This is a genomic window from Rhodococcus sp. DN22 (assembly GCF_036669995.1).
GTDB lineage: Bacteria > Actinomycetota > Actinomycetes > Mycobacteriales > Mycobacteriaceae > Rhodococcus_F > Rhodococcus_F erythropolis.
The window spans coordinates 405,315-428,229 of the sequence record NZ_CP133326.1 but is presented as its reverse complement, the minus strand read 5'-3'; the positions used below and the strand labels follow the sequence as shown (position 1 = coordinate 428,229).

The 22,915-nt window shown below is 61.1% G+C and carries 23 protein-coding genes and 1 tRNA gene; 14 read left to right on the top strand and 10 right to left on the bottom strand.

Annotated elements, in window-relative coordinates:
- Positions 1 to 49: 49 nt before the first annotated feature.
- Positions 50 to 137, top strand: a tRNA-Ser gene (locus tag RA302_RS01985).
- A 56-nt stretch (positions 138 to 193) separates the two neighbouring features.
- Here RA302_RS01985 and RA302_RS01980 read toward each other — a convergent pair.
- Genes RA302_RS01980 through RA302_RS01970 form a run of 3 tightly spaced genes read right to left on the bottom strand, consistent with a single transcriptional unit; the run spans position 194 to position 1,562 of the window.
- Positions 194 to 625: a YbaB/EbfC family nucleoid-associated protein gene (locus tag RA302_RS01980; protein WP_166501687.1), complete on the bottom strand. Its 432-nt coding sequence runs from the start codon at positions 623 to 625 to the stop codon at positions 194 to 196.
- Positions 622 to 1,212, bottom strand: coding sequence for a hypothetical protein (locus RA302_RS01975; protein ID WP_020905887.1), 591 nt, complete (start codon positions 1,210 to 1,212; stop codon positions 622 to 624). The genes RA302_RS01980 and RA302_RS01975 overlap by 4 nt, the downstream gene beginning before the upstream one ends.
- Positions 1,209 to 1,562, bottom strand: coding sequence for a hypothetical protein (locus tag RA302_RS01970; RefSeq protein WP_047888060.1), 354 nt, complete (start codon positions 1,560 to 1,562; stop codon positions 1,209 to 1,211). The genes RA302_RS01975 and RA302_RS01970 overlap by 4 nt, the downstream gene beginning before the upstream one ends.
- 395 nt (positions 1,563 to 1,957) lie before the next feature.
- Here RA302_RS01970 and RA302_RS01965 point away from each other — a divergent pair, with 395 nt between their 5' ends.
- Complete coding sequence (locus RA302_RS01965) at positions 1,958 to 2,776, top strand: pentapeptide repeat-containing protein (protein ID WP_166501686.1); 819 nt, start codon at positions 1,958 to 1,960, stop codon at positions 2,774 to 2,776.
- A gap of 51 nt (positions 2,777 to 2,827) precedes the next feature.
- Here the strand turns inward: RA302_RS01965 and RA302_RS01960 are convergent, their stop codons facing one another.
- Positions 2,828 to 3,136 carry a DUF6191 domain-containing protein gene (locus RA302_RS01960; RefSeq protein WP_007731580.1) on the bottom strand — a complete coding sequence of 103 codons (309 nt, stop codon included), beginning with the start codon at positions 3,134 to 3,136 and terminating at the stop codon, positions 2,828 to 2,830.
- A 133-nt stretch (positions 3,137 to 3,269) separates the two neighbouring features.
- Between RA302_RS01960 and RA302_RS01955 the strand changes: the two genes are divergently transcribed.
- Together RA302_RS01955 and RA302_RS01950 are read left to right on the top strand one after the other, a co-directional pair.
- Positions 3,270 to 3,941: a response regulator transcription factor gene (locus RA302_RS01955; protein ID WP_019746521.1), complete on the top strand. Its 672-nt coding sequence runs from the start codon at positions 3,270 to 3,272 to the stop codon at positions 3,939 to 3,941.
- A 39-nt stretch (positions 3,942 to 3,980) separates the two neighbouring features.
- Entirely contained in the window at positions 3,981 to 4,760 is a 780-nt protein-coding gene (locus tag RA302_RS01950) for a helix-turn-helix domain-containing protein (RefSeq protein WP_166501685.1), read from the top strand.
- A 22-nt stretch (positions 4,761 to 4,782) separates the two neighbouring features.
- Here the strand turns inward: RA302_RS01950 and RA302_RS01945 are convergent, their stop codons facing one another.
- A complete protein-coding gene (locus RA302_RS01945) occupies positions 4,783 to 6,072 on the bottom strand; it encodes an MFS transporter (RefSeq protein ID WP_020905883.1) in 1,290 nt (429 codons plus the stop codon).
- Positions 6,073 to 6,099: 27 nt separating this feature from the next.
- Entirely contained in the window at positions 6,100 to 7,287 is a 1,188-nt protein-coding gene (argE, locus tag RA302_RS01940) for an acetylornithine deacetylase (RefSeq protein WP_166501684.1), read from the bottom strand.
- A 111-nt stretch (positions 7,288 to 7,398) separates the two neighbouring features.
- Here argE and RA302_RS01935 point away from each other — a divergent pair, with 111 nt between their 5' ends.
- From RA302_RS01935 to RA302_RS01915, 5 genes are all read left to right on the top strand, one after another.
- Positions 7,399 to 8,466, top strand: coding sequence for an Lrp/AsnC family transcriptional regulator (locus RA302_RS01935; protein ID WP_225989443.1), 1,068 nt, complete (start codon positions 7,399 to 7,401; stop codon positions 8,464 to 8,466).
- A 51-nt stretch (positions 8,467 to 8,517) separates the two neighbouring features.
- On the top strand, positions 8,518 to 9,078 hold the full coding sequence (locus tag RA302_RS01930; RefSeq protein WP_020968193.1) for a TIGR03086 family metal-binding protein: 561 nt from the start codon (positions 8,518 to 8,520) through the stop codon (positions 9,076 to 9,078).
- A gap of 51 nt (positions 9,079 to 9,129) precedes the next feature.
- Positions 9,130 to 9,738 carry a TetR/AcrR family transcriptional regulator gene (locus RA302_RS01925; RefSeq protein WP_019746515.1) on the top strand — a complete coding sequence of 203 codons (609 nt, stop codon included), beginning with the start codon at positions 9,130 to 9,132 and terminating at the stop codon, positions 9,736 to 9,738.
- Position 9,739: 1 nt separating this feature from the next.
- Positions 9,740 to 10,636, top strand: coding sequence for a tRNA glutamyl-Q(34) synthetase GluQRS (gene gluQRS, locus RA302_RS01920; RefSeq protein ID WP_084325022.1), 897 nt, complete (start codon positions 9,740 to 9,742; stop codon positions 10,634 to 10,636).
- 255 nt (positions 10,637 to 10,891) lie between these two features.
- Positions 10,892 to 11,632 carry an EAL domain-containing protein gene (locus RA302_RS01915; RefSeq protein WP_019746513.1) on the top strand — a complete coding sequence of 247 codons (741 nt, stop codon included), beginning with the start codon at positions 10,892 to 10,894 and terminating at the stop codon, positions 11,630 to 11,632.
- 21 nt (positions 11,633 to 11,653) lie between these two features.
- Here RA302_RS01915 and RA302_RS01910 read toward each other — a convergent pair whose 3' ends face one another.
- Positions 11,654 to 12,298 (bottom strand): DUF4190 domain-containing protein, encoded by a 645-nt coding sequence (locus RA302_RS01910; RefSeq protein ID WP_166501683.1) that lies wholly within the window; start codon positions 12,296 to 12,298, stop codon positions 11,654 to 11,656.
- A gap of 418 nt (positions 12,299 to 12,716) precedes the next feature.
- Here RA302_RS01910 and RA302_RS01905 point away from each other — a divergent pair, with 418 nt between their 5' ends.
- Positions 12,717 to 13,148: an RDD family protein gene (locus RA302_RS01905; RefSeq protein WP_151098533.1), complete on the top strand. Its 432-nt coding sequence runs from the start codon at positions 12,717 to 12,719 to the stop codon at positions 13,146 to 13,148.
- A gap of 120 nt (positions 13,149 to 13,268) precedes the next feature.
- On the top strand, positions 13,269 to 14,003 hold the full coding sequence (locus RA302_RS01900; protein ID WP_019746509.1) for a queuosine precursor transporter: 735 nt from the start codon (positions 13,269 to 13,271) through the stop codon (positions 14,001 to 14,003).
- On the opposite strand, the gene tgt is transcribed toward RA302_RS01900, so the two are convergent.
- Positions 13,994 to 15,283, bottom strand: a complete 1,290-nt coding sequence (gene tgt / locus RA302_RS01895; RefSeq protein ID WP_238054109.1) for a tRNA guanosine(34) transglycosylase Tgt — start codon at positions 15,281 to 15,283, stop codon at positions 13,994 to 13,996. The two genes, RA302_RS01900 and tgt, sit on opposite strands and share 10 nt — an antisense overlap.
- A 68-nt stretch (positions 15,284 to 15,351) precedes the next feature.
- Positions 15,352 to 16,701 carry a UDP-glucose/GDP-mannose dehydrogenase family protein gene (locus tag RA302_RS01890; protein WP_166501682.1) on the bottom strand — a complete coding sequence of 450 codons (1,350 nt, stop codon included), beginning with the start codon at positions 16,699 to 16,701 and terminating at the stop codon, positions 15,352 to 15,354.
- A gap of 238 nt (positions 16,702 to 16,939) precedes the next feature.
- On the opposite strand from RA302_RS01890, the gene RA302_RS01885 reads away from it, so the two are divergent.
- The 3 genes from RA302_RS01885 to RA302_RS01875 are packed head-to-tail and all read left to right on the top strand — an operon-like array spanning position 16,940 to position 19,499.
- Complete coding sequence (locus tag RA302_RS01885; protein WP_024488219.1) at positions 16,940 to 17,383, top strand: adenylyltransferase/cytidyltransferase family protein; 444 nt, start codon at positions 16,940 to 16,942, stop codon at positions 17,381 to 17,383.
- Between the two features lie 41 nt (positions 17,384 to 17,424).
- Complete coding sequence (locus RA302_RS01880) at positions 17,425 to 18,012, top strand: hypothetical protein (protein WP_139148504.1); 588 nt, start codon at positions 17,425 to 17,427, stop codon at positions 18,010 to 18,012.
- A gap of 11 nt (positions 18,013 to 18,023) precedes the next feature.
- Complete coding sequence (locus tag RA302_RS01875) at positions 18,024 to 19,499, top strand: glycerophosphodiester phosphodiesterase (RefSeq protein ID WP_166501681.1); 1,476 nt, start codon at positions 18,024 to 18,026, stop codon at positions 19,497 to 19,499.
- Positions 19,500 to 19,567: 68 nt separating this feature from the next.
- Here RA302_RS01875 and RA302_RS01870 read toward each other — a convergent pair whose 3' ends face one another.
- Entirely contained in the window at positions 19,568 to 22,852 is a 3,285-nt protein-coding gene (locus RA302_RS01870; protein ID WP_166501680.1) for a LamG-like jellyroll fold domain-containing protein, read from the bottom strand.
- Between the last annotated feature and the right edge of the window lie 63 nt (positions 22,853 to 22,915).

Sequence of the window (22,915 nt, the reverse complement as noted above, 5' to 3'; positions counted from 1 at the left end):
CAGGTACCCGTTTAACGCTTCACGCCTGCAATTGGGTATGCTGCTCCACGGAGGATTCGCCTAGTGGCCTATGGCGCTCGCCTGGAACGCGGGTTGGGTTAACGCCCTCAGGGGTTCAAATCCCCTATCCTCCGCCAAAGGAACCCCTGTGAACTGCTGAGAAGCGGTTCGCAGGGGTTCTTTTTGCCCGGGCTCAGGCACGTCGCAAGAACGAACCGCCGTCGAAGGGTAGGTCGTCGTCGACTGACGCGCGGTCGGCTCGTTTCACCACGTGAGGTTCAGGTGCGGCCGGCGCCTGATCGAACGCGTCCACTGCATTGAAAGCATTCATTGCCCTGGCGACGCGAGGGTCACGGAGGAGTGGGGCGCGTAGTTCTTGCGCGGCAGACGCTGCTGACGCAGAAGCGGTTCGGTGGGCCGCTGCGATCGAGGCGGAGAGCGCAGCCGCGCCGGCCCGGAGACCGCTCTCGGTGAGTTGCAAGTCAGTGATCGCGCCGTACGCGTCGACCTCGACGCTGACTGCACCACCTCCAGCATCTGCGCGGGCGCGAACCTTCCCGACCTCGGCGTCGACTTGGCGAGCGAGGACAGTCAACTCGGGAAACGAGGACGCGGGCCCGGTCAAGGTTGATCGATCTGCACGGGCGCGTTCGGACGATCCGATGCATCGGGTCGGGGGAAACACGGCGACGACCCGGTCAAACTTGCTCCCCGCGCGTACTCCTCCAGAACCATTCGATATCCATCCGGCAAGATTGTCTCGGTGCTCGTCGAGTCCCCAGCGGAGTCGTACGTTCGAAACTTCCAGCCGCGCTCAGTCCACAGATTGCGAATCGGATCACCGAAACCTGGGATGTCGGCGGTTTCAGTTGAGGTGAGGAAGTACGTCACGCCGTAGTCCACGGATGTGTCCTTCGACAGATTGCTGTCATTGCACGGGACGGTGCCACCCGGATCGAGGGTGACCTTCTGGTTCAGTTCGGAATACCGCGTCAAGTAGGCGCCCGGCGGCAGTACCGTGATCGTGTCCGTCATGTATTCGATCACCTTGGCCTGTGCCTGCATGAGGGTCAGATTCAAGTTGGCTTCCATCACTTTCCCGTTCTCCGTCGTCGTACACGCCGACAGCAGGGTCGTACACGCCGACAGCAGGATTGCCACCGCGATACTGCTCATGCCGAGTGCTTTACGGCGTCGCGTTGCGTTGGTCATGGCGCTCCTAGTCCGGCGATCACGTGGCCCATCCCGGCAAGAGCCGGGTTGGTGCGTTCCCAATACTCGCTGTGTGCGACTGGGCTGGGGAGCTCGCCCAACAGACCCGCGTCGATCCCGGTTCCGGGTGCTGACTCGACGACGGTGGCACCGAATCCGATCAGCGGAAGATCATTCGCGGGGATCGCTCCGTGCGAGAGACCGCCGAACACGTCCCCGATCATCGGAACCGGATCATTTGCCGCGGCGGCGGCGTACACGTGGCCACCGACATGTTCCGGGGCTTCCCACGAAGAACAGATCATTCGCGTCCATTGATCGTCCGTCCGAGGCGCCGCAGCGCCGATCACGGTCGATCCGTAAATGTGTCCGATGACCGTGTTGCATTAATGCGTGCCGTCGTGGGATGCACGCAGTCCGTCTTGGAATCGATCCAGCGATCCCGCGCCGCCGTCGGCGTACCCGTCGAGCCCTGCTTGTGGAATCGTTTGCGGCGCTTCATATCCACACCAGGCCATCATCGAAGTCGACCCGAAAGTTCCGGCCTTTCCAACGCCTTTTGCCCCGAATCCAACCGCCGCCCGCTTGCAGTATTTCGTTCCCCACCCAAGCCCCCCGGCTTCGAATCGACATGCGAAAAGCAGCGTAGCAGCGCATCGACTGCTTCAGAACCACGAAAATTCGTTTGACAGACTCACGAACTCGAAGCCAGACTTTCCGTCCAACCCAACAATCGGGAGTACGCGTGCTTGCCGGCCAGACCAATCTGCTCGCGGATTGCAGCAGTTGCTTCGGCCTGTGCTGCGTCGCACTCCCCTTTTCCAAGTCCTCCGACTTCGCGACCAACAAGAATGCCGGCGACCCCTGCAAGAACCTGCAGCAGGATTTCCGTTGCGGCATTCACACCGGATTGCGAAAGAAGGGCTTCACCGGTTGCACCGTGTACGACTGTTTCGGTGCGGGACAGAAGGTTTCACAGCAGACCTACGACGGCATCAGCTGGCATGATGCCCCGGAGACCGCGTCAGACATGTTCGAAACGTTCCCTGTCGTACGCCAGTTGCACGAACTGCTCTGGTATCTCGCCGAAGCCCGCTCGCTGAAGCAAACCCACTCGATACGAAAGAAACTCGACGCTGCACTCGCAGAGACGGAAAGCCTGACCAACGGCACGCCTTCGCAGATTCAAGCCGTCGACGTCTCAGCACACCGAGCGACTGTCAACACACTGCTCTTGCAGACGAGTGACCTTGTGCGCTCACCTGTCTCGGGCAAGAAGGGTCGCAAACTCGACCACCGCGGCGCAGACCTCATCGGCGCCAAACTTCGTGGTTCCGACCTACGTGGGGCCAACTTTCGCGGGAGTTATCTGATCGGTGCAGACCTCCGCGGCTGCGAACTCGATCGCGCCGATCTGATCGGTGCAGACTTGCGCGGCACCGACATTCGCGGCGCAAAACTCCGCGGCAGTATCTTTCTCACTCAGTTCCAGATCAACGCGGCGGTTGGCGATTCGGCTACCACACTCCCCGATTCACTGACCCGCCCCAGCCACTGGGCCTGAGCCCGACTGTCAACTCCGTCGACTGTCAACTCCGTCGACTGTCGGCGACTGTCAACTCCGTCGACGGAGAACGACCTTGTTAGCTTCCGGATCGACGGACACCCACGGCGGGTCACCGTCGGTTCCGTCCTCACGATGCATCAACGCACTCTGCCGCTGTTCGAATTCATGATGCTTGGACCCCTGAAACAGGGCAGCAACCTCTTCGAAGCCCGCAGCCGAGACCGGACGAGTCGTGCGCCCCCTGGTCCACGGCAGGGCCCGGCCACCGGTGAGCCGGTTCCAGAGAGTCTCGGCGAACGCGAACAGGACCAGCAGCACGAGCAAGCCTGGCAGCGTCAACGCGAACAGAGTGCCCATGAAAGAAGTCTAGCGACGAACGCCCCAGGTTCCCTCAACTTTTGATCAGCCACCTTGTTGTGGCCATGCGGTGGATGATCTGCCAGAATGCAAGCTGTTACGACTAGTAACACCTTCGGGGGGAGGATTTCACGTGAGCTTGATACTTGCAGCTACCGACCGTTCGGAGCTTGCCCAGACACTCGGGGCCGAATTAGTACATTTTGGTCATCAAACACAGCTCGTCCGCACCGGGCGCCGCCTACTCGACGACCTGGACACCGACAGTTTCGATATCGCCGTGATCGATCTCTTGTTGCCGGACATCGACGGCTACGAGATTGCACGACAGATCCGCTTGCGCAGTTCGATGCCGATCATGATGTTGGTGGATACCCACGAGGACATCGACGAAGCACCACATGGCGCTGTCTCGGACTTCGTACTGAACCCGATCGATTCTCACGCGCTCGATCTTCGGGTCACCGCGATCCTTCGTGAAACCGCGCATCCCGCCGCCGGAAAACACCAACGTCACGGTGACCTGCTCCTCGATCGACGTGCGATGACGGCGACGATGGGCGGAAAGCTGCTCGTCCTCAGCCGGACCGAATGGCGGGTACTCCTGGAACTGTCGACCGAGCCTGGGCGCGTGTACTCGCGTGATCATCTGATCCGAAACGTCTGGGGTTCCGACCACGAAAAGACACGTGTGGTCGACGCGACCATTCTCAGCTTGCGGTCCAAACTCGAATCCAATCCCGCGAAACCGAAGTACATCAAAACCATCCGGGGGTTCGGATATCGCTTCGGCCCGGTCGAATGAACTCGCCTTCGTGTCGGTGGCGCTCGATAGGCTCTTGTCATGGGTTGGTACACACCACAATCGGTCGCCCCGGATCTCTCCGACATCCTGGTGTGTGGCTGGACGGCGTGCGCAGAAGGTGAACACCTGCTCGTGCCCGATGCTTGCATGGACGTGCTGTGGATACGTGGCGTCGGCATACGCGTCTGTGGCCCCGAAACCGCTGCATGGTCATTCACTCTTCCGCCCGGAACACGCTCCGTGGGTGTTCGATTCCGCCCTGGATCGGCATCGCCGATGTTGCGAACCTCGGCGTCCGAGCTTCGAGATTCTCGCGCTGACCTCAGCGCTGTAACCGACGCACGCACGGAACGAATACTGTTGAACCGCTTGGAAAATTCCGAAGACCACGAACAAGTCTCGATCCTCGAAAGCGCTGTCCGGAGTTGGGCAAGTTCGAGTTTCCGTCACGATCCGGTGATCAACCACGTCCGCACCGCACTGTCCGAACATTCGTGGAATGTCACCACTCTCGCCGACGCGGCGGCACTGACTTCGCGCCAACTCCAGCGTCGATGCAACGACGCCTTCGGATACGGCCCTGCAACCCTGCGCTCGATCCTGCGCCTCCAGCGCTTCATGGCGCTCGCTCGCAGTCGACCCGCGCTGGGCCTCGCTGAATCCGCAGCCCACTGCGGATTCAGCGATCAGGCCCACTTGACGCGTGAATGCCGCCGAATCTCTTCGCTGACCCCGGCAGCTCTACTGCGAACCCAAGCCCCCGACTGGCACGGGTCGGATACCGTTGTCGCGCTGGCAGAGGGAGACGCGGTCGCATGATCGCTACCGCGCTCCCCCGCCGTCACTTCTGACTGAAAAGCGTCCTGGCAGACCACAGCCCGCCGAGGGAGAGCACTGCGACCGTCATGTAGTAGTAGCTCGGAGCGTCGAGCGAGCCTGTTGTACTGATCAACCAGGTCAAGACCAACGGCGCGATTCCGCCGAGCAAGGTCACGCCGAGGTTGTACGACAAAGACATCCCGGTAGCCCGGATCTCCGCCGGGAACAGCGAACTCATCAAGGCAGGCAAGGGGCCGAAGGCAAACGCCATGATGACGCCCAGGGCCGAAACAACCAGGACGAGCGTCAGAGTCGAGGGGTGATCGACCATCAGTTTGAAGAGCGGCCAGGCCAGGACGATTGCCGCAACGGCGGCCCAGGTCATAACTCTCGCAGGTCCGACCCGGTCTGCAAGATGACCGATCAACGGCACGGTGATCAAGGTGACCAGTCCGGCGACGATTCCGCCGAGGTAGCCGGCAGAGGCGGATACTCCGAGGTTCTTCACGGCAAACGTCGGCATGTACAAGATGAGGTAGATCGAGATCGTCGCGACGCCGACTACTGCGGCGCCGGTCAGCACCCGGCCGAGATGCCTGGTCAGCGTCGTCTTCAGCGGTGCCTTTTCCGGGACGCTCGTCTTGAAATCGTCCGTTTCATCGAGCTTGGCGCGGATGTAGAGACCGACCGGCCCGACGATGATGCCGAAGAAGAACGGAACGCGCCAGCCCCATGAGTAAAGCGCTTCATGCGAGAGATGGGTATTGAGCACGTAACCGAACAACGACGCCAGGAAAACCGAAGCACCCTGGCTGGCAACCTGCCAGGAAGAGTAGAACGCCTTCTTGTGCGGTGCAGTTTCCACGAGGAAGGTTGTAGCAGTACCGAATTCACCGCCAGCGGAGAATCCTTGAATGAGTCGCGAAACCAGGATGACGACGCCGGCCCACGGCCCGATCATCGAGGTCGTCGGCGCCACCGCCATGATGAGCGTGCCGATCATCATCAGCATCATCGTCAACGTCAAGGCGTTCTTGCGCCCGCGACGGTCGGCATAGCTTCCGAGAACCATCCCGCCAAGCGGCCGGATGACGTACGAGATCGCGAACGTCGCGAACGTCAGTATCAAGCCGAGAGTGTTGTCGCCGCCGGGAAAGAAGTTATGGGCGATGACCACTGCAAATGATGCGTAGACGATGACGTCGAACCATTCGAGCGCAGCGCCGAGCGAACTGCTGATCACCGCCTTGCGAGCAGCGGCCAGGCGTTCCGGGGTGACTGCTCCGGAGGTTGGCGTAGTTGCCGTGGACATGGTTTTCCTTAGGGGGGTGAGGGTGGGTCAGGCGCGGGCGTGAGCGATGACGTTCCGAACGAACTGCTCGCACTGTGCCAATTGGTCAAGTGTCACGTACTCGTCAGGTGCATGCGCCTGAGTGATGCTTCCCGGCCCACACACAACAGTGGGGACACCGATACTCGCGAACATCCCGGCCTCGGTGGCGTACGCGACCTTTTCGTCCGAGGGCCGACCACCCCATTGTTCGACCAGTGCGGCCGCCGAAGCATTCGCATCCGTCTCCAGGGGAGGAACCGAGGCCGACACGTGCATCGTCACGGAGGCTGACGGGTTTTCTTCCTGCATCAGGTTTTCGATCCGATTCGCCTCGGAGGCAAAGCGTTCGAGCAAATCTGCGGTGCCAGCTGAGCTGATGCTCCTGAATTCGAAAGTGATGGAGCAATCCTCGGGGACAGTGTTCACTGCGATCCCGCCGGATACGAGATTGACCGAACACGTCGTCCAGGCCACGTCGAATGCGTCGTCGTACGGGCCGGACGCACGGAGCTCGTCGGCCGCGCTTCTGACGAATCGAATCAACTCCGCGCCGTATTCGATCGCGTTGACTCCTCGCGGAGTAAGCGACGAGTGCGCCGAAACACCATGCAGATCAACACGTATGACGTTCATCGACTTGTGTGCGCGAATGACCCGCATCTCCGACGGCTCTCCGACGACGCACACATCAGGGCGCAGGTTCCGGAAAACAACCTCCTCGACCAACCCGGCCGCACCGATGCAGCCGACTTCCTCGTCGTAGGAGAATGCAAAGTGAATCGGCTTCGCCAGCGGCCGAGCAACGATGTCGGGGATCGCCGCGACAACGATCCCGATGAACGACTTCATGTCGCACGTGCCGCGTCCGTACAGACTTCCGTCGCGAATTTCGGGAGTGAAAGGATGGCTGCTCCAGTCTTGATCGTCGACCGGCACTACATCTGTATGGCCGGAAAACATCACTCCACGGGCAGTGCTTCCGTCAGGAGGCGTGAATGTTGCCAACAGGTTCAGCTTGGACCCCTCGTCGTCGGAAACGAGTATCGGCTCGACCCCGTGGCGACGTAGTTCCGCCGCGATGAGATCGATCAACGGTCGATTGCTCACGGCACTCGTCGTATCGATTCCGATGAGGCGCTGCACCCAGTCGAGACTTCTCTCGGTTGGAACAGCGGACAACGTGGTGGACGACATCTGGGTTCTCCTTTCACAGCACGAACGCGGTGGGCACTTGCCACCGCGTTCTGCCCTTCGAGCATGAATGAAGTGATCCCAGACACAATGAAGATGCACGATACTTGCAACATGATCGAAGAAACGCAGGATTCCGCCGTGCTCGACGACGTCGACCTCGCCCTGATCAATTGCCTGCAACTCGACCCGCGAGCGTCGTGGCGCACGGTTGGTGACGCGCTCAAAGTTGATCCGGTTACCGTCGCGCGCCGCTGGCAACGGCTACAGGACTCCGGCACCGCCTGGGTCTCCGCGAGGGCAACCGGCCACGGCCGTCCGGAATCGTGTCTGGCTTTCGTGGAAGTCGACTGTACGACTTCGAACGCCTTGGCGATTGCGGAACGTCTTGCCCGCTGGCCGCAGGTTCTGAGCGTCGAACACACAAGCGGCCCAGGCGACTTGACTCTTCTCGTCGAGGTCAGAGACATGGCTTTCCTGTCGCGTTTCCTGCTTCGCTCACTCGCGTCGGTGCCCGGGATCGTCAGTTCGCGTGCACACCTCGTCACCGAGGTCTTTGCGATCGGAGATGACTGGAAATTGCAGGTACTCGATGCCACGCAGCGGGCGGTGATGACAGACCGGCCTGTGCGCTACAAATATGCTCCGACGGATCAGCGCCATCACGGGAAGACTTTCGACGCGGTCGACCGCCAATTGATATTGAAGCTGGGCGAGGACGGTCGATCCTCGATTGCAGAGCTCACGGTCGGTACCGGCCTGAGCGAAAGTACGGTCAGGCGGCGACTTGCCGAACTGACGTCGCGCAACCAAATCGTGTTCCGCTGCGACGTGTCTCTACCGCTGTCCGGCTGGCCCCTCGTGACCTGGGTGTGGGGATATGTCGATCCCACGGACCGGTCGACGATTCGTGCTCTGGTGGAGAGAGTGCCTGGAACACGAGTGTGCATGCGGATATCCGGTGGACGCGCCAACACACTGCTCGCGATCGCCGCACACTCCCTTCGCGAAACTCCCATTACCGAAGTACAACTCGCACAAGAGGCACCGGGCCTGGTGGTGCTGAACAGGTCAGTGGTGCTGCGATCGATGAAGAGGGTGGGCCGACTTCTCGATGACGAAGGCAAGAGCGCCGGGGTCGTACCGATGGACATCTGGGCGGAAGCCCCGGAGATCGAGTGAATGTCCGAAATAATCAATCATGACGCGCCGCGGTGGAGAAGGATTGCTGTCATGACTTCAACAGAGATCTCCCCCGCCCAGCGTTATCGGGATCTGGCCGCCGGATTCACGGCGCGGATCGACGCCGTACCCGCCGACCGCTGGGACAACGATTCCCCCTGCGAGGGCTGGACCGCCCGCGACGTGGTGAGACACGTGCTCGACAGCGAACGAGACATGGTCAAGGTAGTCGGCCTGGAATTGGCACCCGGTCCGTCGGTCGACGACGACCCGTCGGCAGCCTGGGCGGCCGTCCGAGATTCGATGCAGGCCATTCTGGACGATCCGGCAAAGTCCACCCTCGAATACGACGGGCACTTCGGCCGGACCAACCTCGGGGCCACGGTCGAGGGGTTCTTGTGTTTCGATCTGGTCATCCACGGTTGGGATCTCGCAGCCGCGACCGGCACCGATACGACGATGCGTGACACGGACGTGGAGTGGGTGTCGGAGATCGCCGCGGGCCTCGGCGAGTCGATCCGCATGAGCGGTGTGTGCGGCCCGGAAATACAGGTTCCGGACAACGCTGACAAAGCGACGAAACTCCTTGCCTTCCTCGGCCGGAAGGCGTGAAAAAGTACCCCTGACGTGGGCATTACTTCCATACACATGTAATGTCGCGGTATGCCGGAACGCCGAAAATCCTCCACGAGTCCAGACCTGCTTGCGGCGGCATTGTTCGATGTCGCCGCGGAATCCGGACTGGAAAATGCCAGCGTTCGCGAGGTCGCAAAACGGGCGGGTGTCTCGATCGGCGCAGTGCAACATCATTTCTCGACCAAGGACGAGATGTTCGCATTCGCACTGCGAACACTCGTCGATCGATTGTTGACCAGACTGGCCGAATCGTCCGCCGACGCGGACCCGCATACCGCCCTGTTCCAGGCGCTCTCGCAACTCCTGCCCCTCGACGAGCAACGCACGCGTGAGGCGCATGTGCTCGCCGCGTTTGCCGTGCGCGCCGCAACCAGTGAGTCACTCTCCGAAATCCGCCGGACAACCCTGTTCACAATCCGCACCGGCATCTCGACAGTTCTGATCGGGATCGGAACTCCGGAAGCGGAAACCAGAGCGGCACTTCTACTTTCAACCGTCAATGGATTGGCCCTCGACGCACTCGGAAGCCCCGCCATGTATCCGCCGCAGTACCTCGATCACGCTTTGGAAACCCAGATCCGCCTCACCCTGCACGACGCCGAGAACCCGCTCGCCTCCGTCGGGCTCGCCAGCTGACGTGGCAGGAGCAGGACGCTTCGCGCCGAGCCCGTCCGGCGATCTCCATCTGGGAAACCTCCGTACCGCCCTCTTGGCCTGGCTGTTCGCCCGCACCAGCGGGCGCGACTTCCTCATTCGCGTCGAGGATCTCGACCGTGTCCGACCCGGCTCGATGGAGCGACAACTCGACGATCTACGCAGGCTCGGCCTCACATGGGACGGCCCAGTCGTCTTACAATCGCACCGTCTTCCCTTGTACCACAACGCTATCGAACTATTACGCGAGCGCCACCTGACCTATCCCTGCTTCTGCACACGCAAGGAGATCCTGCAGGCACCGTCCGCTCCCCATGCTCCCGATGGCGCCTATCCCGGCACGTGCCGGAACCTGTCGGCGGCCGAACGCGCCGAGAAATCGGCAAGCGGCCGATCCCCCGCGCTGAGGCTACGGGCCGACATCGATTCGTTCACCGTGCACGACGAACTGTTCGGCGAGGTGACGGGGCAAGTCGACGACGTCGTCCTGCTCCGCGGAGACGGCGTACCCGCCTACAACCTCGCCGTTGTCGTCGACGACGGTGCGCAGAACATCGATCAGGTGGTCCGCGGCGACGACCTCCTGACCTCGGCGCCGCGTCAGGCGCACCTTGCTCAACTGCTCGACATCGAACCGCCGTCGTACGCCCACGTTCCTCTCGCGTTGAACGGTGAAGGCAAACGACTCGCGAAGCGCGACGGCGCAGTGACTCTGGCCGATCAACTCGAGGCCGGACGCAGTGCCGAACAGGTCCTGACAATGATCGCGTCGAGCATCGGTCTCGCTGAACCCGGCGAAGTTGTCACACCACCCCAATTGGCGGATCGATTCGACTCTCGCAAGATCCCCCGAACCCCGTGGATTTTCCCGGCGAAGTAAGTGAAGTTTCAATCGACACCTCGTCGGGACAAAAGCTCGATTGTCCGATATGACAAAGCCGTCCGCAATAGCTATTCGTTGGCAATTCTCGATTAGTGAAGTACGGTCAAGACTGGCGAAGGAAATTCAGGGCGAGTAGTCCCTGCAAAACTACGCCCGGGATCTGAACCTGGGATCCGACCGCAGTACCCACTTGCAGCATCCACGCTGACACGCACGTGCGGCACGGGCGACTCAGGACGAAAAGGAATACGCATGGTCCGCGAGCTTCGCGAGGCACTCGACGACCATCAATTCGAGGTGTTGTATCAACCCCAGGTCAATCTGAACTCGTCAGCAATTATCAGCTATGAAGCACTTCTGCGGTGGCGCCATCCGCTTCGAGGGTTGATCGAACCCCAAGATTTCATGCGCTCCGCCGAATCCTCTGGGCTCATCATTCCCATCGGGCTGCAGGCTCTGGACATGATCTGTGCCCAAACAGCGTCGTGGCCTGAGCACATGATGGTCGCGGTCAACTTTTCACCTCGCCAACTCGCTACCCCGCACGCCGCCCACGAGATCCTCGGAGCGCTGGACAGTTCAGAAACCCCACTGAGCAGAATCATCGTGGAAGTCACCGAACTCGGCGTCGTGGGTCGGCATGCCGCCGAGACCCTTCACGTCTTGCATAACGAGGGAATTCGAATCGCGCTGGATGATTTCGGGGCGGGCTTCGCGTCTTTCTCCGCGTTGTCGGAATTGCCGCTCGACATTCTCAAGATCGACCAATCCTTGACCTGGGCCGTCAGCGCAGCGGGTCGTGCTGGAGACCGGGCCTTCATGGTCATGGAGTCAATCGCCGACATCGCTCGGAAACTCGGGCTTGATTCGATCGCCGAGGGCGTCGAAACCGCGGAACACGCAGCCAACGTCTTGCAGGCCGGCTGCGACATGGGCCAGGGCTATTACTTCGGGAAGCCACTTCCTGCGTCGTCCATAGTCACTCCCGTGTGAGCGCCATTGCGATGGTAAGTATCAATAGGAAGAACCGAAGATCCCAAACCCGAGTATCACCAAGAAAAACGCAAGGAAAACCGCTCCGATCGCAATACCGGCGATAGCAAGTCCGCGGCCTTCCTGACCCGTCTGCTTGATCTGATTCAGAGCGACAATTCCCAGGATAATCCCAACTATTCCGCCGATGCTCCAGGCGCAGCCACCTACAAGCGATACAACCAGCGATGCAATGGCAAGCCCATTGGTGCCGACTGGCCGCATCGGCGGGATGTATCCACCAGCGAATTGGTTCGGTTGACCGTACGCATTCGGCGGTTGACCGTATTGAGGCTGTCCGTATTGAGCTTGTCCGTATTGTCCGGGTTGCTGATATTGATTCGGCTGATATTGATTCGGCGGTCCGAAATTCTGCGGCGGCAAGTATGGATTGGGTTCACCAATTCCACCCGGCTGAGGCGTATTACCGGTCGGGTTGTACGACGGCGGCGGATAACCCGGGTACTGCTCGTTGGGAGTGGTATATCCGGGAACTTCAGGTGAAGACTGCGTTTCGGACGGGGACACGCCGTACCCCTCAGGCGGCAGGCTCGGAAATTCTCCGTATCCAGGTTTTGCCTGGTAATCGCTCGAAGAATCGTCGTTGTTGCCCCCGGAACTCGTCATACAACGCAGCCTAAACCACAGGTGACCTCCGAATCCAAGTGAGCAGATGTCATCCACATCGCTCTTTGATGCCAGTAGGGTGATATCCACTGTCACACTCGAGCGCGATATTTACGACTGAGGGGAACACATGACAACCGGCGGGTACGACCCCAACCAGAATCCAGAAGGAGGGAAGCAATTCCCACCCCAGGATCCATATGGCCAGCAGGGAACACCTCCTCCCGGAAGTTACCCACCTCCCGCCGGCCCTCCGCAGGGGGGCAGCTACCCGCCTCCTCCGCAGGGCGGGAACTTCCCGCCGCCTCAAGGTGGTAACTACCCGCCGCCTGGTGGATACCCACCGCCACCGCAGGGCGGCAACTTTCCTCCGCCGCCACAGTTCAACGACCAGGGTGCGTACGGCGGAGGAAATCGACTGCCCTCTGGCGCCGAAGCCGGTGGGCTCGGTATTCGATTCGGCGCTCGCGTCATCGACGGCATCATCGTCGGAATCGTCGCCATCATCCTGACGATACTGGTCAGCGATGCGGGGAATGTTCTTGTCAGCGGACTCTTCTCGGGAATTCTGACCTTCGCTTACTTCGTCGCTCTGGAAGTTACTCAGGGTCGGACTCTGGGAAAGATGATCCTGGGCCTTTCTGTACACGGTCCGGGTGGCGCACCTCGCCCTTCAGTCCAGCAGTCTGCGATTCGCAACGCCTTCACGTTGCTCTCGATCATTCCGATCATCGGCGGAATCCTCGCGCTGGTCGCCTACATCGTCATCGCGGTCACCATCAACAACAGCCCCACCAAGCAGGGCAAGCATGACGAGCTCGCTGGTGGAACTCAGGTCGTCAAGGGCTGACCACTAGCTAGCGACACGCCTAGAAGGCCCTGCGGTTCCACGTGAAACCGCAGGGCCTTCGGTGTGTTCTGCGCAACTGGACGGTCGCCAACTCGCATCCGAGCGCCTTGTGGTGCTTGGATGACGGACGTGACAGCTCAGGATCAGCAAGACGAATCGACCCACGAAACCAAATTTGCGCACGTCAGCCGGGGTTATTACCCGACAATCGTCGCGCTCTTCACCGCAACGCTGCTGATCTCGAACGTGGCGGCGACCAAGGGGGTCGCCTTCTTTGCGGATTCCGACTTCTCGCTCGGTCCCTTGCAGATTCTGCCCATAATCACCGATGGTGGATTCTTCTTGTTCCCGCTTGCCTACGTCCTCGGTGACGTACTCAGCGAGGTGTACGGCTTCAAAGCGACCCGACGCGCGATCTACCTGGGCTTCGGCGCACTGATTCTTGCCGCCGCGTGCTTCTGGATCGCTGTGCAACTCCCGTCGGCAGAGTTCTACGAGAACCAGGCCGCCCTCGAAACCGTGGTCGGCGTCATTCCCCGGCTGCTGGTCGCAGGATTGGCCGCCTACCTCGTCGGCCAGCTGCTGAACTCCCTGGTCCTGGTCATGATGAAAAAGCGCATGCAGGAGAAGCACCTGTGGGCGCGCCTGATCGGCTCGACCGTCGTCGGCGAATTCGCCGACACCCTCATATTCTGTTCCATCGCAGCCGGTGTCATCGGCATCAGTACGTGGGAAGACTTCATCAACTACGTGCTGGTCGGCTTCCTGTGGAAGACGCTTGTCGAGGTTCTGGTCATGCCGATCACCTACCGCGTCATCGCCTACGTGAAGAAGCGCGAACCGACCTACGTCTGAGGTGCAGGCGTCTTCGCCGCATAGAACTTTCCGAGCATGTCCGCTTTGAAGTCGTGGAAGTATCCGCCTTCGATGCTGGCTCGGATGTCGTCGACCAACTTCACGGTGAATCGCTCGTTGTGGATGGTGCACAGCGTCGACGCGAGCATTTCCTTCGCCTTGAAGAGGTGATGGATGTACGCGCGGGTGTAATTGGCGCACGTGTAGCAGTCGCACTCGTCGTCGATAGGCGTGAAGTCACGACGGAATCGGCTGGTGTTGATGTTGAACCTGCCGGAGCGGACGTAAATCGCAGCATTGCGAGCAACACGCGACGGGTTGACGCAGTCGAAAGTGTCCGCGCCGTTCTCGATTGCGACGAAGAAGTCGTCCGGTTCACTGATGCCGAGCATATGACGCGGCTTGTTCTCGGGTAGTTCCTCGTTGCACCAGCGCACGATCGTGCCGAGGTTCTGCTTCTCCAAGGCACCGCCGATGCCGTAACCGTCGAAGCCGTATCCGTTCTCGCCTTCGATCGACTCGAGGCCACGGCAGGCCTGACGACGCAGATCCTCGTACTGCGCGCCTTGGATCACGCCGAAGAGTGCCTGGTAGGGCTTCTCGGCGCGTTCGGCGGTGAGCTTCTCGTGCTCGTTGATGCAGCGGATCGCCCACGCCTGCGTGCGCTCGACCGATCGCTCCTGATAGCCGCGGGTGTTGAGCAACGTGGTGAGCTCGTCGAACGCGAACATGATGTCGGCGCCCAGTTGATGCTGAATCTGCATCGACACCTCGGGGGTGAAGCGATGCTTGCTGCCGTCGAGGTGCGATTTGAACGTCACGCCCTCGTCGTCGACCGTCGCGAGACGCTCCTTGCCCTTTGCGATGACGTCGTCGGACTGCACGCCGACGGCTTCCATCGCGAGCACCTTCTTGAACCCGACGCCAAGGGACATCACCTGGAAGCCACCGCTGTCGGTGAAGGTGGGCCCGTCCCAATTCATGAACTTGCCCAACCCGCCGGCCTCGTCGACGATGTCGGGTCCCGGCTGCAGGTACAGGTGGTACGCATTAGCGAGCAACGACTGCGCACCGAGTTCCTTCATGGACTCGGGCAGCACGGCCTTGACCGTGGCCTTGGTTCCGACGGCCACGAACGACGGCGTCGCGATATCGCCGTGCGGTGTGTGGATGGTGCCGGTTCGTCCGAGTCGGTCCTCGAGCCTGGTCCCTATCGTGAAGATCGACTCGGGACGCTTCGAAGGAGACGCGTCAGACTGAGGCTGTACTGCAGAATTCACGTGCCAATCCTGTCATAACTGCGAATACTGCCGCCGCGGCATGCTCGCGACGAGCACCTTCGACAGTTCTACTGCGCCGCCAGAACAGTGGTGTCCGAAGGTTGTCGTCGGCCCACTCCGGTCCACGTGAGACCCGCTCGCGTCAGGACGTCTCGGTCGAGCAGATTTCGGGTGTCGATCACTCGAGGAGTGCCCATCGCTGCGGCGATCCGCGGCCAATCGAGCGTGCGGAACTCCGGCCACTCGGTCAGCACCACGGCGGCGTCGGCTTGTGCGACTGCGGCATACGCGTCGGCGACCAGTTCGATACCCTCCAGTTCCGGATACGATATCGACGTGGGGAGTGCGGGATCGAACCCGACCAACTCTGCGCCCGCCTGCCGCAGTAGAGCGGCGATCATCAAGGCTGGAGAATCACGAAGATCATTGGTGCCGGCTTTGAAGGTCAAACCGAGCAGTGCCACGCGAGTGCGGGTGAGTGAGCCGTTTCGATTGCCCGTCACAGCCAAACGAATCTTGTCCACCATCCGCTGACGTTGACGGGTATTGGTATCGATCGACGCCCGCATGAGACGGAACTCGAAATCAGCAGCATCTGCCACCTGGAGCAACGCTTGGGTGTCCTTCGGCAGACACGATCCACCCCACCCTGGGCCAGGATTGAGAAACTCACGACCGATCCTACGGTCGTAGCTCATACCTTCGGTCACATCCAGAATGTCTGCACCGAGTCGCTCGCACAGTTCAGCCACCGCGTTGACGTACGACAACTTCATCGCCAGAAATCCGTTGGCCGCGTACTTCACCAGTTCGGCACTGGCCGAATCGGTGAGCACAGTCGGCGCGCCGAGCCTGGAGTAAAGCGCCGCGACGCGTTCTGCCGCGTCCTGTGCCTCCCCACCCACGACGATTCGATCGGGGTTGAGGAAGTCGCGAACCGCGGTGCCTTCTCGCAGAAACTCTGGATTACTGGTGACCGCGACATCGGATCGACCCAACAACTCCGCAGTTCGCACGGCAGTGCCGACTGGGACGGTGGATTTGTTCACGATCACACAACCGGACGGGAGCGTATCGCGGATTTCGTCCAGTACCGCCTCCACAGCTCGCAGATCCGCAACGCCGCCGACGCCCATCGGCGTTGGCACACAGAGGAATACAACCTCGACGCCTTCCGCATGTTGTTCGACTGCGACTGCTGCGCCGACAGTGAATGCCAGACGCCCGGCAGCAAGGCCTTCCGCCACCAGGTCCGACAGGCCGGGCTCGAGGATGTCCACCTTCCCATCCTGTAACCGCCGAATCTTCTCCTCGTCGACATCGGCGCAGATCACATGATGTCCGAGTGACGCCAGGCACGCACCCGTCGTCAGCCCCACATACCCCGTACCGACGACAGCTATCCGTCGCGCAAACACTTAGCCTCCACTGAAATCGGCCATCCCCCGGACCGCAATAATGTTGCGGTCAAATTGCCCGCACGGGCCGCACTGACGCTATTCTCTAGCATACATCGAGAAGCTTTACGTCCAACCTGGTAGACAGACCAAGCATACTCAATTCAGCAATCAACCAGTGACCACAACACCGAAACCGGACATACATGAAAAAGCGGCTAGCTGGCACGCACAGCAAACTTCACGCAAGAAGGCGGCCATGACACGTCGCATCGGTTATGCACCCGGCGTCTACGACATGTTCCACATCGGGCACCTCAACATCCTCAGCCACGCAGCGAGCCAATGCGACTACCTGATTGCAGGAGTTGTATCCGATGAGATGGCACGCCTGGCCAAAGGTCGTGACCCGGTGATTCCGCTAGCCGAGCGGATCGCGATCGTGGCGAGCATCAACTGCGTCGACGAGGCTGTCGCCGAAACCAAGCCGCACAAGATCGACACCTGGCGCGACGTGGGATTCGATGCGATCTTCAAGGGGGATGACTGGCGAGGAACGCCGAAAGGCCTTGCGCTGGAGCAGGAATTTGCCGCAGTCGGCGTCGAGGTGGTCTATTTTCCCTACACGCTCGACACCTCCAGCACCTTGCTGCGCGCAGCTCTGGAAAAGTCCGTCAAATCGCGACAAACCGGGACTCGGTAGCGCATGAATCAAAGAAAACAGCACGAAGCGGGCAGCAATCGATGAGAACAGCACATGTGATTCACAAGTCCGCCTCGGCGCCTCGAATGGTCGGAGTGTCAGCACTGCTGGTGATAGCTGCGCTGACGGGGTGTTCCAGCCCAGCTTCCGATACATCGAACGGTGACAGCGTCACGCCGCCAGGCGTCACCGTGGGCACGCCACCGCCGCCGGGTATCACCGACGACCGCGCCGAGGACATCTCCACGCTGCCACCAGTGCCGGTCGACCACCCGAGCCCACTGGCCAACGGTCTCGAGGTCACCGCGGTGACTACCGAACCGCTCGAACTCACGGCCAACGGTCCAGGTGAGATCGCGGGCAGCGGCTTGAGCGTGACGCTCGACTTCGTGAACAAGTCCACCACGGACATTTCGCTGGACAGTCTGACCGTCAACGCCTACTACGGCGACCGACTGCCGGCGGCACCCGGCGCGACCGACACAGCCACGCCGGCCAGCGGACTGCTTCCTCCTGGCGACCACCAACAGGGTGTCTACGTGTTCCAGGTACCGGAGGACGGGATCGACACCGCCGTATTCGAAGTGGGCCACAGCGATTCCCAGAACGTCATCGCCGTCGCTCGCTGATGGCGGCCGAGGTGGTCGCGCATACCGCGCTGTCCAGGCGCAGCGTGTTCCGTGCTGCGACACTTCTCGGATTGGGCCTTGCGAGCGGATCGGCGACGAGTGCCTGCAGTAATTCCAGCATCTCGGCCCAATCGCCGTCTCACCAATTCCTCTCCCGCGGTAGGTATTTCATCGCGCAACGGGGGGCAAGCGACGAGGCACCCGAGCACACGCTCGCCGCATATTCGCGAATCGCCGACCGCGGCGCCGAGGCAATCAGCGTCGCCGTCCACCGCACCAGAGACGGAATCCTCGTCTGTCATGAGGACCCGACGTTGAGCCGAACAAGCGGTCAGAACATCGCAATTGCGGACGTCACTCACGACGAACTGAGCAATCATCCCGTCGATCTCACCCGCTGGGTAGGTCCGGACTGGGGGATGCACCCGATTCCCACATTCTCAGAGGTGCTCGAAAGACTCGGCAAGCGGGCTGTCCTGTTTGTCGAATCCAAGGACCCGGAAGCCACCACCGACGTGATCGGCGCTGTCACCGCGAAACAGCTGGGCGGCACCACCGTCTTCACACAACCGTTCACTGCCAGAGAAGGCGAGTCCGCTGCGCGCAAAGCAGGGCTGACCATCTGCACCTATTTCAGCTCACATGCAACCGGTGCCGAAATCGACGAGGCCGCAGACGGATCGGACGCAATCGGAATCTTCGCAGGCGTCCGCAGGGAGAACGAGCGGCAACAAACTTCGATCCAAGGCGCCGTGGCGACAGGCAAACCGGTAATCGCATGGTCGGTAAAGCGCCGCTCCCAACTCCCCTACCTTGCTGAGGCTGGGGTCCGAGGGTTTCTGTCCTCTTCGTGGAGTTATGTGGCCGGGCCCTCCGAACCTAGTCCGCACGACACCTTTTCCACTGGGCGGATCGCACCAGGCGACCTGGCGGGTAACAATTCATCGTCTGCGGCACCTGAATGGGGACCGAACGGTTCGATTCTGTTGGCAACCGGCGCATCACCCCAATCCATATCCATGGGATCGATGTGCCCGGTGCGCGCTGCCCCGTACGTCATCACCGTCGAAGCGCAGTTCGGCGCGGCGCCTCCGCTCGCCTCCGATCATCTGGCAGTCGTCATCGGACGCGACGACGATTCCGCCTATCGACTCGGCGCGGTCTCGCCCGGAACCACCCAAGGTCAGCTCGTCGTCCTGCGGTCCACCGGTGACCTGGAATTGCGCAGCATTCCGGAGGGCAACGCACTCTCCATTTTGCAGTCGTCCGTGGCCGGGAACAAACCAGTCGTCGGTCAATGGCTGACGCTACGGATCATCGTGAAACCAGATTCCGTTACTGCAGAGTGTGATTCAGGACAGGAGCCGGAGCCGACAACGGTCAGCGCGCCTCGCACAGCTTTCGGGGGTTACTTCACATTGGCACGCAACTATTCCGGTGCCAACGCCCAGGCGTCATTTCGCAACATCAGCGTCGCATACCGCTGACAAACTCCCCGAAGTACAACACCGCGCGCCTCCTGGCAGTACAGGGGCGCGCGGTGTTGTATGCACGTCTACTCCGGTCGAGCGACCTCGAAGTTGTCGAACCGGGCCACTACCGGCTCGGTGGACGATCCCGAAATGTACACCGCCAACCCCGTCGAACCCAGAGCTTGCAGTTCCGGAGTGGAATCGGTGACGGATCTGGTCCACTGCACCGGCTCTGGCATTTCCTCGTCCCACACCTTTACCTGCAGGGTAGACGGTGACGCACCGAGAACCTGGGCACGGACCCGCAGATGCTTACCTGCCGTGTACGTCAGGCCAGGCAACGTCACGACCGAACCGAGTACCGTTTCGGTACCCGCCACCACTTTGGTCAACGACACCTGTACCGAACCGTCAGCGAGAATCCTTACCCGCGAACGGTAATCGCCGGAAGCCCCACTCCGCAGCACGGTCGACAGATACCCGCCGCCGCCGGTCGGCATCACTTCGAGCCACATCGAATGCGACACGTCTACATCACCGGACGCTACCGCGGGCAACAACATCGTCGCCGAACGGCCAGCGGGTACTGTCACTTTGGCCGAACCCGACTCGACTGAAGCTTTGGCTCCACCACCGGTCACCGACCAGACGCCACCGACCTCTGCTTCGCCGAGACCCGAGACCGTTTCCCTGTCGAAATTGTCTTTGGCTACCTCGCCGTCAGCCGGGACAACCGCGTCCTTGACGGTAACCGGATGTGTTGCAGTGCTTTTCGCACCGGAATTGTCCACGACGGTCAAGGTCACGGCGTACGTACCGGCGACAGCATAACTATGGTCGATCTTCGCGTCGGCACCTGTAATAGTGGCACCTGTCGCGTCGTCACCGAAGTTCCACTCGTACGAAACGATTGTCCCGTCCGGATCTGCCGAAGTGCTGCCGTCGAAGGCGACTGCCAGATCCGTCACGGTTTCCGTGAACGCCGCGACCGGCGGCTGATTCGCTACCACGCCCTGGCCACGTTGCCAATGCGCCTGCACCGCATCCGAACTCAATGCCGAGTTGTAGACCGCGACCTCGTCGAGCGCGCCTGAAAAGTTGGAACTGAGAGGTGCCGAGGGCCAACCTCCCAGACTGTCGCCGCCGACCCGCCAATATCCCGCGGTGCGGTACTCGGCTTGAACGGTATCGGCACGTTCTGCCACCTGCTCACCGTCGACATACAGGCGCATCCCGGTCGATCCCAGTACACCGACGACGTGATGCCACTTGCCGTCGTTGTACGACCGTGGACTAGCCACCGTCCGGAATCCGTTCGCGTTCGCACCGAGTAACAGCTGACCCGAATTGCTCATGTACACATGACGATCGCTGGAGGCGCTGTTGTTGGTGTTCACGCTGCCGAAACCGATGATCTTCCCTCCCCAACGGGTGGTCGTGTTGAACCACGCCTCGGCGCTGAACGACTGAGGCCCGAACTGTGCGGACCCACCCGTCTTCGATCCGGCCGTGAACGACGTGGAAGGGTTCGGATCACCGACGATCGCACCACCGACATTGCGCTGGGCTGATTTGAGAGTCAGATCGGCATCACCGGCCCAATCCGACGCGAGAGTCCCCGATGCCTCCCCCAGACGCCAGTAATGAACGGCGCCGTCGCGGGCAACCAACTCCTGGTACACACTTGGCGGCGACGCGATTCCGGCCGGCACTGTGGCTGTCGCCGTCGGCCCGACCATGGTGTTGCCGAATGCGTCCGTGACCCGAACCCGGTATGTCTGGGTCGATCCCGGCGGCGCCGAGGTATCCGTGGCACCCATCCGGCCCCGGTTCCACCACTGTGCATCGTTGGCGGTCGTAGCCGCCACCGTCGCAGTCGAAAGTTGGGCACCTCGAAGCAATTCGTAGGTCAAGTGACTGTTGTCGCGGTCCCAAGCCGCCGTCCACGTCGCGCGGACCGCACCAGGACCGACTCCGGTCATCGCAGGCAACAACTCGTTGTAACCGTTCGGCGCTTCCTTGTTCGGCGCCTGATCCTTGATCGCGAACCGAACAAGCCCCTCCTGCGGCACACCGTTGACCTTCGGAAACTCGCCACCGAGGACGATGTAGCGATCGTTTCCGGCGATCGACCAACCCGCCTGCTTCTGGCCTGTGAACGTTCCGGGAGCCAATGTCGGCAACCAGTGCAACAACTCCGGTGCCGGTTTGCCGAGGAAGTTGCCACTCGAATTGATCGGGCCGGACGCATTCGTACGAAATGCCAACGACCACTGGTAACTCCACGGTTCGGTCTGCGGAAGGCCGCCGATTTGACTGCAGTCGTGCGGATGTCCGGCTACGTACATCACGTCGCCGATCGTGACGTTGGAATACGTGTCGCCTCGGCAGCCGCTGACCCAGCGTAGATTTCCGGTCGCGACATCGGAAGCGAAAACGCTCTCCAGGTTTCCCGACCCGTACGAATAGCCGGTCCCGTACACGGTGCCGGCATCGCTGCTGAGGCTGTAAATCGCGGAGTTGATACCGGAATTCCGCACAACTGTGTTGGTAGGAAACGAGATAGTGGCGCCAGATGTGGCATCGAGAGAGCCGACGCCGACGTTGTTCGCACCGTTGAGCGTCGTGAAGCGACCGCCGACCACTACCTTGTTGCTACCTGGTGGTGCCGTGATGGCCATTACCTCGGCGTTGGCCTTCGGCGCCCACGGCAAAGCTGCACCGGTTGCCACATTGAATGCCGCCAGCCGCTGACGCGCTTGTCCGCCAACGGTATTGAAGATTCCGCCGACGTACAGCGTGTCGCCTTGAACTTCGAGAGCGCGCACACCCGCGTCAAGTGCCGAAGTGAAGATGTTGAGCACCGTGCCGTTATCCGCGTCAACAGCAGCCAGCCGATACCGGTTGACACCACTGACATTGGTGAAATCCCCACCAACGAAGACGGTTTTGCCGTCAGCGGACGCTTCGAGGGCGCGCCCCTGACCGTTGAGTGCCGGAGCCCACGGCTTGAGTTCGCCGGTATCGAGGTCGTATGCCAGCGCGTTCGACCTCGGAACGAGATTGGTACCCGGAGCCGCACCAGCAGGCCTGGCGTTGGCGAATTTCCCCGTCACGTACACCGTGTTGCCTACGACGATCTGCGCCCAAACGACCCCGTCCACCTGAACGGTGGGTAATGCATCCGCGGACACCGTCCGCGGAATTGTGGGGACAGTCGGCGCGGTATCGGCAGTTGCTGTACCGATGCCCAGCGATCCCACCACCGCTAGAACTGTCCCCACCGAAACGAACGCGTTGACCAAACCACGCCACTTCTTCCGGTGATCCTGATATCCGTCGGCGCGCATACCGGCGATGTCGACCATTCGTACTCCTGGTTGCAATAAGGAACGCACCCGGAATCTTCCCCCCCGTTATGCGCTGAGTTC